This window comes from Mastigocoleus sp. MO_188.B34 (assembly GCF_030065675.1).
Classification (GTDB): domain Bacteria; phylum Cyanobacteriota; class Cyanobacteriia; order Cyanobacteriales; family Nostocaceae; genus Mastigocoleus.
This window is the reverse complement of sequence record NZ_JASJDK010000041.1, coordinates 45,515-56,970: the sequence shown is the minus strand read 5'-3', so window position 1 is coordinate 56,970 and position 11,456 is coordinate 45,515. Positions and strand designations below refer to the sequence as shown.

Annotated in this window: 7 protein-coding genes; 1 reads left to right on the top strand and 6 read right to left on the bottom strand. The window is 38.3% G+C overall.

Annotation, left to right across the window (positions count from 1 at the left end; translation table 11 throughout):
* Positions 1–127: 127 nt before the first annotated feature.
* Positions 128–1,387, top strand: a complete 1,260-nt coding sequence (locus QNJ50_RS12205) for a hypothetical protein (RefSeq protein ID WP_300635632.1) — start codon at positions 128–130, stop codon at positions 1,385–1,387.
* 407 nt (positions 1,388–1,794) lie between these two features.
* On the opposite strand, the gene QNJ50_RS12200 is transcribed toward QNJ50_RS12205, so the two are convergent.
* From QNJ50_RS12200 to QNJ50_RS12175, 6 genes are all read right to left on the bottom strand, one after another.
* Complete coding sequence (locus QNJ50_RS12200; protein WP_300635630.1) at positions 1,795–2,244, bottom strand: hypothetical protein; 450 nt, start codon at positions 2,242–2,244, stop codon at positions 1,795–1,797.
* A gap of 633 nt (positions 2,245–2,877) precedes the next feature.
* A complete protein-coding gene (locus QNJ50_RS12195; protein ID WP_300635628.1) occupies positions 2,878–3,537 on the bottom strand; it encodes an NAD(P)H-dependent oxidoreductase in 660 nt (219 codons plus the stop codon).
* A gap of 392 nt (positions 3,538–3,929) precedes the next feature.
* Positions 3,930–4,148 (bottom strand): hypothetical protein, encoded by a 219-nt coding sequence (locus QNJ50_RS12190; protein ID WP_300635626.1) that lies wholly within the window; start codon positions 4,146–4,148, stop codon positions 3,930–3,932.
* A gap of 554 nt (positions 4,149–4,702) precedes the next feature.
* On the bottom strand, positions 4,703–5,812 hold the full coding sequence (locus QNJ50_RS12185; RefSeq protein ID WP_300635624.1) for a TRAP transporter substrate-binding protein: 1,110 nt from the start codon (positions 5,810–5,812) through the stop codon (positions 4,703–4,705).
* Between the two features lie 290 nt (positions 5,813–6,102).
* Complete coding sequence (locus QNJ50_RS12180) at positions 6,103–7,338, bottom strand: hypothetical protein (RefSeq protein WP_300635622.1); 1,236 nt, start codon at positions 7,336–7,338, stop codon at positions 6,103–6,105.
* Positions 7,339–7,628: 290 nt separating this feature from the next.
* Positions 7,629–11,054 (bottom strand): molecular chaperone, encoded by a 3,426-nt coding sequence (locus QNJ50_RS12175; RefSeq protein WP_300635620.1) that lies wholly within the window; start codon positions 11,052–11,054, stop codon positions 7,629–7,631.
* Positions 11,055–11,456 lie beyond the last annotated feature (402 nt).

Sequence of the window (11,456 nt, the reverse complement as noted above, 5' to 3'; positions counted from 1 at the left end):
ATAGTTGCTATCACTAACTGTCTCCAAGCCTGATTATTACGTTAGTTCTGGCTCACAGTTAACGCTGTCCAAAACCAGACTCACAGCGTGTTGCAAATTTTCGGAAGAGTCTTTTAGAGTACGAATAATGTCACCCATTAACTTATTAGCTATCTTCAATCCCTCCAACTATTCACGAACAGGTTATTTCACATTACCTTGGGAACCAATTTATAAGAAATTTCAAATACCATCAGAAGAACTGGTACTAAGCGATCTACATGACCTCTCACACAAGCCGATAAATGCTCAGGTCGATAGACTTGACCCAGAGGATCCCAGCCGTGATCTCTTAGTTTTCTCCTTAGCTAAACCTATATATCCTGGCTCAGAATCAGAACGGCTTGCTTCTGGTTTTATTCGACTAGCTCGGGGTAAAGCAATACCACAAAAAGTGGGTGAAGCGTATGTGGATGTAGTGTACGGAGATTCAGGACAAGTACGCGGAGTAAGGCTCGTTAATAGCCGCTTAATTGTTTGGTTGAACTTGATACCTTCTCCTGAAGATAATGAATGTAACTGGTTTTCTGGCTCTGCTAGTAGCGTGCAGCTGGATCGCGAGGAAATTCTCGATCCATTTCTTGCTGCGAAAGGTGAGTGGTTGGGACAAGATCCAGAAAAGCGTTGCATGCAAATATCAGAAGTTTTGCTGCCCGGATCTTCCTATCCAAAATCACCTCACTACCGCGTTTCTTTATTTAATCATTCCTACAGACTCATATCTCAATCTAGTGGAAGTGTCCGAGCCAGTGTCACGATAGCATCAGAACCCTTTGATTACATTGGTGCAGATCCGGTTACCGGTGCCAATCGTCACTTAGTATGTGAATTATATCGAGTGATTAGTTTGTATGCTGGAGCAGATTATTTAATTGAAGAGTTGTTTGTCAAGGGTAAGCCTAAAGATATAAAAGACAGCATTGTAGATTCATCAATCATTGTGAATGTTGATTTTGCTGCTCGCTATTTTGCCCATATGGATATGGGAAACACTGAGGATATCGAGCAAGTATTTCCCCGGATGGATTGGTTTGCTGTTGGTTCTATGATGTCCCCTTATCCCGCTTATGGCTTTGCTACTGATGTGCATATCGATTCAGTAACACATCCATATGAAGAAAAGGAAAATTGGTTCTCTTGGCAGTTATTACCAGGAAATTCTGCAAAATGTCTGCACCTATTCATGCGCGATCGAGCAGAGGGATTTGATGCTCGCGTAGGTCATGCGTGGTATGAGATGATATACCATCCGCTGAAGGCACGAGTGTATTCTGATATTGCTGTTAGTAATACAGATTTAGAAAGTGATAATACTGATGTCTTAGCACTTACTGAGTACAGGTATTGAGTTGTCTAATGAGGTAGTAGTAATTTTCAATTTTCTATAATTTTGAGCCACTCCGCGCTATAAATAGACGGGGCTAAGATTTTCCCGCATCAAAAATGGTGTACCCGTACTTGGAATGCGATTCAGCTAAATCTTCCTAAACGCGATCCGTCAACAATAAATCAAGCTCCTTCACCAATATTGTGTTTGCTTATATTCCAGAGCAATCCTCTACAAAGGGCTTTGTACGCCATTGACGCTTCGGTTTTGACTATTTTCGCAAGCGCGACGCGTTCGCGGAGCGCCTCTCAGGGTACGCAATCTACTTCCGCTACGCGCCACTCTATGGTTTTAACCCCACACCACAACAGTGGCAAACGTATCGGAAAAATTTATTTACCCAATTAAAGTGATGGCACTATCTTAAACTAATCAACTTCTACCATATTTGTGAAGTCTTCTACAGGTAAAGTCTCTTTCTCTGCTACTAATTGTTTGAGTTGATTTTCTAATTTTGAGCGCTCTGCGCGACACTCTTCTAACTGTTTATTTTCCCCAATTAAACCTAATTTTTCTAGAAATATTGGTAAAGGTAAACCAACAACTTTTGCAACTTGATTTAATTCACCCCATTTGAGTTCATCAACTTCTCCATCCCTCAATAACCATAGTCCTGCATTACTCAAGCCGGATTGAGCCCGGAAGACTTTCCAATTAGAAATACCCTCCTTTTTCATTAATTCTAGAAGTATTTGATCGTTTTTATTACCCTTTGCATAAACGGTTGCAAATAAAAGTCGAAGTGCGACGATCGCAAGTACTAAACTTGTCGAACAAGCCAGTAGAAAGTAAACGAAATTTAAATTGTTGGGTATCATAGTGCTATATTTTTATCTGCGCCTTGATTTTACCTGGGTATATGTTGCAGCATAAATGCAGTTAAACAAAACATCACGATAAAATTAAAGCTTCTTAATTCTTTGAAGAAAATATCTGCGAATAAAAACTTACTTTATCAAACATTAATATAAATTTTACAGTATATGGCTCATGCCAAAAATCATAGAAATTAGAGATTGTGAGTATATGAAGATGTAGGTTGACAGAAAAATAATTAATAATCTGGTGAGTGGAAGTGATTTTTAAAACATGCGTCTTTATATTCCCAAGTATATCTTGGAACCACTAAGTTATTGATTTTACTAATGGTATTTGTAATAAGAAATATTGATTTAATCTTATATCGATTTATCCTAAATATTCTTATGCAATTTATTTAGTTCGATCCATACTCAATTCAAGTCAATTTAAAGAAAATTCAGTCTTATTCGTTGACTGGGATACTAAAAATAAAAGATACAGTGGTATTTCCAATTTTTATTAGACGTGGAAATTAAGTTTAGAGTAAGTACCCGAAGATAATCTAATAAACAGATGTTGGGGATAATTGAAGAACAGCGCATAGGAGCCAATTCTCAATTCAATCCCCAATTCAGTTTTTAATAATTAATTTAGTCGATATAATCAACTACATACTCGGTAGGATAGCGAACTTTTGGATTAGTTGCATATTTGTCATCAGCGGCTCGATACCCTGCGGGACAGACAACTACAGCCTTATAGCCTTGTGCGGGGAGTCCCAAAACTTCATCGTATTTATCAGGTACAAAGCCCTCCATGGGACAAGTATCAATTCCTAACATTGCTGCGCAGGTCATATATTGACCCAAAGCAATATAAGTTTGTCGAGTTGACCAATCATTGATATCGAGGGGATAGGGGGGTTGTTTCATAAACCCTTTAACCACATTGGCGAACTTCTGGAGGTTTTCTACTGGAACTTGTTGAACTTCTGACATCCGTTGGACATAACGGTCAACATCTGATTCGTTGAGGTCTTTCTTGATTGCAAATACCACCAAGTGGGAAGCTTCGACAACTTGTTTTTGTCCCCAAGAATGCTCTAACAGTTGCTCGCGGATTTGGGGATTGCGTACCACGATAAATTTCCATGGTTGTAATCCAAAAGATGAAGGAGCTAAGACCAAGCTTTGCTCTAGGACTTTCCACACAGCTTCGGGTATTTTTTTGCTGGGGTCAAACTTTTTTGTCGCATAACGCCAATTAAGCTGTTCGAGAACCTGCTCTGGTGTGAATGTTGCAGCAATCATATAAAGTTAAAAATTTGTAAACTTTGCTCAGTTTAAAAGATACATGTAATCACGAATAAAAAATAGTAGGTAAATGTTTATGTCTATCTGTTGACTAATTTTGAATAACCAATAGGAATTAATATCTCAACTGGAGAGCTAACACTAAGTTTTTCTTATGCTTGCCATTATTTGTACATATATTAACTATATTTTTATAGGAATAATTTCATCATAAAAATAGCCCTATCAAATAAGATAGTTGTTGGTTGTGTTGAATGTATATCAAATTATTGCAACTAGTATTCTAATATTGTTTTTTTGCTCCAAATGGGTAATTGGTAATCGAAAATTGTGAATGGGTGATAACGATTGCATTTCATTCCAGACGCCAACCCCAATTCCCATTAATCCTATACTTGGGACTCTTTGACTAATTTTTTCAGATGCAAATATGCTTCCTCTGGTGTAAAGCAATCACTTGCTTTCTCTGCTGGGATGCAAAACTGCCAAACATCAGGATAATAACGAATAGCAAAGCTAGGAATTAATCCCAATTCCATCGCTCGTTTACCTAATTTTTCAGTTTCTTCTTCTAGATCGACTTGGTTATGAAAGTTAATTTCACTCATACAATCCCTCTCTATTTGGAATTAAATGTCATACCCCTACAGATCTCCAATTATTAGATTTTTCAGAAATAGGTTACCAAGGTACAGTTATAAGGGTTAGTGTTAAATACTTTATAGATGCCCACAGGTCAAGATTTTATTGAAATCTTATTACCAGTAGCATTTCAGTATCAAAAGAATTCTATCGAACATTGGTGTCACTAAATCTTAAAGAAATGCAAATAAAGAAATGAGAAACAATCGCAGACATCAAAAATACTTTCCGTAATGGCGTTGGTTTCAGTTGTAGACAAGCAAGTAATTCGCCCAGTATACAAGCATCTAGAGGATATCGTGAATACTACAAATGAACAGAACCAAAAATTAAATTACCAGATTAGTTTTGATTCTGTTAATTATCCCTTGGTTCATTGTTGTGGTAAAAGACTATAAATCTTATCCTGTGAGGATTTATTTTTGAATGCGGTAAAAATTGTTTGGGAACACCGCTGGTCACTTGTCATATAAATTTTTGACAAATGACTAGCGATAACTCAGTCAGTGAAAATTAAGGATTATTTATTAGAAGTTACAAAATTAGCAAATCTAAGTTCATTAATGCTGTTCCATTTATAAATTTTTTCTCGGAAAGTTTTCCATTTTTCGTATACTCCTTTGAAAGTGGGATCCTTATCGGCGTTTTCATCCAATAATTCAAAGGAAGCTTTTTGAGCAGCTTGTAAAATATCTTGACTATAAGCAATTAACTTCGTTCCACCAGCAACTAATCTACTTAAAGCTTCACCATTACGGGCATCGTATTGAGCTAGCATACTCATGTTAGCCTCATAAGCTGCCGTTTTAAATACTTCCTGGTATTCTTTAGGTAATTTCTCCCACTCCTTAAGGTTAACTAATACTTCTAATGTTGGGCCTGGTTCCCACCAACCAGGATAATAGTAAAAGGGAGCAGCTTTTTGCAAGCCGAGTTTTTCGTCATCGTAGGGACCAACCCATTCAGCAGCATCAATTGCACCTCTCTCTAAAGCCAAGAAGATTTCGCCTCCAGGTAACACTTGAGCATTCACTCCTAAACGATTCATTACCTGTCCACCCAAACCTGGAATTCGCATGGTCAAACCTTTTAAGTCAGTTGCAGACTTAATTTCTTTTTTAAACCATCCGCCCATTTGTGCTCCGGAATTACCCGCAGGAAAGTTAATAATATTAAATTTGTCGGCATAAATTTTTTGCATGGTTTTTAGCCCACCACCATGATAGAGCCAAGAATTCTGCTGTTGAACGTTTAAACCAAAGGGTACGGAAGTAGCAAAAGCCAGAGCCGGACTTTTACCAATATAAAAATAACTTGCGGTGTGACCGCATTGTACTGTTCCTTTTTGTACCGAATCCAAGATTTGTAATGGTGGAACTAACTGACCCGCTGCAAAAATTTGGATATAAAAACGCCCATTAGTCATTTCTTTGACGCGATCAGTAAGAACTTTAGCCCCATCAAAAATACCTACAGAACGAGGCCAACTTGTTACCATCCGCCAACGTACGCGCTGTCCTGCTTGCACGCTTACACCTGCACCCGCACCATTTCTAGGACTGCAAGCAGCTATAGTTGTAGCAGTAGTAGCTGCAATCGCACCTTTCCCCAATATTTCTCTGCGTTTCATGATTCCCTTGTTTTTTAAATAACAGTTATTTCAATTCAAAGTATTTTACGGCTCATTGGTAGTATTTTACGGCTCATTGGGGCTGAAATATGTAGTCTGTTTTCAGACTGGGAATCAAAATATTAAATTTGTGTAGATATTAAACTTGCGTAGATGCAACCTTAACCTTAAAAAATTATTTAAATTCAAATTCAGAGCTACTAAATAAACTGTCAATAATATCAGCAAATTATTTGAAGTTTGGATAAATATCTCTGGGTAAATACTTGTTCACATTCCAAAATATCCATTCAAGATGCGCGGAACAGTACCCTTCCAGGAAGTATTTCATCGTTAATTTTGGCGTAAACCCGCAAACAAGCTGATACTTCTCCTGGAATACCACCAGTTTCCAAACGCAGATCGTCTTTGGAATAGGTGTAGATATCCGCGTAGGTTCCCCATAATGGGCGAATTTGAACTTGATTACCTGCTTCTCTAGCTTTTGCTACAGCTATATCGAGGGTACGTCGGGCTTCTTGTTGAAGTTTTCCCCACCAGGAATAGCGTTCCACTGGTGGTAAGTAAACTAAAGAGTGAATGGCTTCATCTAAATCCAGTTTTGCGCATAATGCAGTTATTGGATCGCGGTTCTCGCTACTAAGTTGGACTCTTTGAAATCGCTCTACAAGTGCTGCTACATATTTGAATTTTTCTGATTCGCTCTGTAAAGACCTAACGCCAAATCGATCTACACTTTTGAGTGCATGGTGTAAACACGGGTCTGTATCGATAAATTTGAGATAAGTAGATACTAATTTACCTAAAAAAACATTTTCGGCGTCAGAGTTAACCAGTTTGAGACGGGGGTCAAAATCGATTTGGTCTGACAATAACAATCCTTGGGCGTTAACGCTACCCGTTAAACCGGGATAAAGATATTCTGTGCGGATAAATGGTAATTGTTTTAAATTCTGTTTATTTTCAATTGTGCCGATTTCCCCTGCTAATTTTAAGATTTTTTTTTGCCTAATATTAGCGATTTTTTCTGGAACCCGCAACAATAAGTATTGGATTTCATCCCATAATTGAGCATCATTCTTACTGCATATTTTATATTCACCAATATAATTTGAGATATCGCGATCGCTAATTAAAGAATGGGCAATTTTTTCTAGTTTAAGTTTTTTAAGTTCAATAATTTCTTGTTGACTTATTTCTGGTTTTATTTTTTTTGGTTTAACTTGGATTTCAGTATTTATTTGTGAAGATTTTTCTGCTTGTGCTGCTGCTATGGGTTCCAAGATATCTTCCCAAGGAGAATCATTTTCCATGGAAAGGGTAGGTGATATCTGACTGGGTGGTATATTACTCTTCAAGAGTAAATCTATTTCCTTGAGTAATTCCTCGCAACTTTCCCTTCCAGGGTCATTTGCAGATGTCTCCAGAGCTGTGAGTAACTGAGTCCGCAGTCCGTGTAAACCCAAACGCAGCACCCAAGCTAAATCTGAGTTACTGGTTGCTAATAACTTACTAAGATGTTTCATTGTTTTATTGGGGATTGACGATTGGCGTTATAACCCATCCTGATGGATGAATGGAGCGCACGCAATACTGACAGCACGCTTCCACTAGCCGCATACGAATGAAGATTAGAGATTGGCGATTGTTAATTTATTACTTAGCAATGAGAATTTAATAACCTGTAATTTTGAAATTTAGAATGGTGCGTTACGCGATGCTAACAGCACCCTACTTTTGTACTTTATTTAATCCACATTCCTTATTACTTGTTACTCATTACTCATTACTTATTACTCATTACTTTTTACTTCAACTAGTGTTCTCCCGAAAAAGGGTCGCGGGTGCTTTCGATGTCATTTGGCTGGAGTTCTAAAGTGTCTCTAAATACACATCCTTCTTCTTTGAGAGATTTAATGTCTGTAGATGTCCAATAAGGGACTTCAAAAGCATGGATGCGCAGGATTCCTTGATAGTTAAGGGAAACATAATAACGACAGGGATATTCCGTAGTAATTTCTGGTTCTGGTAGTTCGCCAATTAGTTCCCATTTATTAGACTGGGGATTACGAAATTGGAAGTAAAATGTATGTTTTCCGCTGGCTGGGAAGGGTGGTAACTCTGCTATTAAACCAATACTTTGAGGTTCCATAGAACCCTCTTCATATCGGAAAACTCGCAGTTCTGAGGTATAATCTTTGCTAGCTGCAAATAAGACTGTATGGGCGTCAGTTTTTAAGGCGCTAGCTGATTCGGCGACGTTAACGGCTATATCACACACCACTTTGCTGTCATCGCCAATAATTACTGATTTGCCAGTAACTTTAGCAACATCAAGCCTCGGAGCATCGAGAGAAATTAAGTAATGGGGATTACCGCGACATAATAGTAGATCGATTTCTAGTTTTTGGTTGATTTCAAATTGGACTTTAATGTAGTTTTTGAATTCCTCTTCGGACATCCCTAATTTTTTCATCAGGGCATCGCCATTATAATAACCCCAAAGTTGCGGTTTAACGTTTTCAAAGTCTTGGCGTTTGATATTATTAGTTAATTGCATCCCTTGCCAATTAGACCGAAGTTTGGCAATCGAATCATTTGCTTGGAGTTGATAGAGTTCTTCTCCTGCTTGAAATATGGGATCGGAATTACCCCCAATTACTTCCCGCTTGAAGGAACAAGGAAGAAAATAAAATAGGTTTTTGACATCTATATAAAGTTGGTTTGCACCTTTACGCAGTAAATCTTTTGATTGTTGGGGAGAAAAACTCAATTGACGAAGTTTTTCCGCAAAGCAAGCACCAGCAGAAGTTGCTAATTTAGTGTATTCAGGTTCAAAGGTAACTCGTTCGTGGTTCCAAACAAAATAATCTGATTTACTGAAAACGCGGTAAAGTTCCTTTTCGACTAGTTCTAAATTACAGGTTTTTCCAGATAAAATTAACCAGTCTACCTGTTCTTTATGGTTTTCTTGCCGCTCTGATAAATTATCAGTGGTTAAATAATTAGCTCTATGGGTTATTGCTTGACTACCTAAAGCATTTTCGATTAATCCTTGAGCGATACCTACAGCTTCTTGAATTACTGGTAATACCGAGGCTGCAAATTGTTGTTGGGTGATAGTAACGTTAAGTCGATCAATTAATTTACCCGGTAATTGAACTTCGTTTTGTGCTAACAATTCAGCAATTTTTTGTCCGTCAAGCACAAATACATTCACAGAATCCCGACTCTCCTTCTTTTGACCCAATGTTAGTTTCGCAGCTTCTGCATATTCCCACAGAGTATAAAAAGTTTGCGCGCGTAGAGATGACTGTTTCCAACGAGTAGGTATTACCCTTTCCGCAGCAGTTAAAGCTTCTTTGTAAGCTTCACTTTCCGGTACTTCCCGATCTATGCAAGCTAATAAACTTCCTGGTTGAAATTTTCCATTATTTAAAAAGCGATCGCTCAACTCTTCCGGCTGAACTTTGAGGACATCTTTCGCTAACCTTTCCTCTGATACAGCACTTAGTAAAGCATCTGCGATCGCAGCTTTTAAGAGTAAAAATAATTTTAAAGTGATTAATTCCCCACCCAATTGTAAATGACCGGAAGAACCTAACAGCTTAGGAGTCAATTTATAATATCTTCCCCCATCACCCCTATCTTCACCGGGTTCAAAAGGATCTATTTCTTCCAGGGTTAAGCGAATTAAAGCTAAATCTGTAGTTCCACCACCAATATCTAACACCAGAACATTTTGCCACCATTTATTACCATCGCTGCGACACCTAGTTTTAAATGATTCGATACCGACATTTAAATCACCACCAAATTCTCGCCACAGGAAAAATATTGCCGCCGAAACAGCTTCATCGTAAGCCATTTGGACATCTGCTATACCCAATTGCTTTACTAACTGTTCAATTTCTCGACGTACGAAAGGAGAAGCAATGGTGGGATAAGTAACTACAGCCCGGTAAAATTTACCAGAAGAACACTTACCTGGATAACGCTGGCGATAATCTTCAGTTAACTCGATCAACTCAGCATAAGCAGCTTGGAGCATTTTGTTTACTGCAACCGAATCCTCTTGACCATTCAGAGAAACTTTAAAACTCCGCTCTTGACCAAAATAACGTTTAGGAGAATGTAAAAATCTACCATCAATTTCTTCCCCTTCCCGAATGGTAAATTCTCGATTATCCTTCGCTTGTTTACCCAAACGTACTTTTACTTGGAGCAAGTCATCATTTGGTAAAACAGGTTTGAGATCAACTACCTCCAACTCGCTGGGAATTTCACTCAAACGTCGATCCTTATCTAACTCTACAGGAATTAGACTTTGCCATTCCAAAGCCGGAACCCGAAAAACATCATGGTATATCTGGTTTAAACATTTACTAGCGGAACGGCGAAACCAAGCCAAACGCTTACCCAAAGCAATTTCAATTTGGCGAATTGCTTCCAATAAAGTTGTGCTATTTGCAGCACTCAATAACTGAGTACCAACATGTTCATTATTAGGGTCAATATCAGGAAACTGTTTGGTAAGTTCCCTCAAAAATTTTTGCCATTCCAAATTCCAAGTATCCGATCCCACACCCCGAACATCATCCACTGGACGACGATTTAACCAGTCAATCAAACGTTCTCTTAACTTGACCTCTTGTTCATAAGGTAAACCATCTGGAGTTACGATGGTTTTGGGATCGTAAAGAGTAACCGTAGAATTAGAAGTACCAAAATCAATAGCGAACCAACCAGGATAAGTAATTTCCAACTTATTATTTTCCTCCGGGAGAGATTGAGCAGGCTGAAGCAATGGTTGCTTAATACTTGTTGGAGTCGCAGATTCTCCATTAGTCCAAATATTGCACTCAGCAGTACAGTGTTTAGGTGCAGACATAATTGGATAACCCGTTCTGTCCGAATTAAAATATTCGATTGACACCTCTAAAGTGCAATCTACTCCCGATGGTAAAACATGACCCCAACGACATTCAGTTTGCTTTAACCGTTTGGGACTAGACAGTTGTAAAAGTTGAACAGAACTAAAATTAGCATTACCATAAGCAAACTGGATAAGCGCTGCTAGATCTGAGGGAAAACCAGTCACAGAAATATTAATTTGAGAAATAAAAGGAAAATAAAATCCCTCTGTGGGAATAATCTCTATTACAGGTAACACTAATAAGTTTGGGTTATCTTCCTTTGCACGTAATTGATAACGATTTAAAAGTTCTACTTTGATGGGCATTTTTTTGCTTGATGAAGGAGACAGGAGTTAGGAGACAGGAGACAGGAGTTAGGAGGTAGGAGACAGGAGACAGGAGACAGGAGACAGGAGACAGGAGACAGGAGTCAGGAGTCAGGAGTCAGGAGACAGGACAGACCGCGCCTACGGCGTTAACGTAAGTGGGGCGTAAGCACAGCAGGAGTCAGGAGACAGGAGTTAGGAGATATGAGAAAGGGGATTTGTAGTGAGAATGGTTTAGATATGAATAATTTGACTCAATGACATGGCTAACTAAAACCGGATATTGAGTCCGCTATTTTTATTTCTAAATTCTGACTCTTGAATCCTGAATTCTAGGATTGTTTACTTTTCGTTACTTTTTGCAGCTTGTTTCATATTTATATCTCGCTTTTTTATATCTCT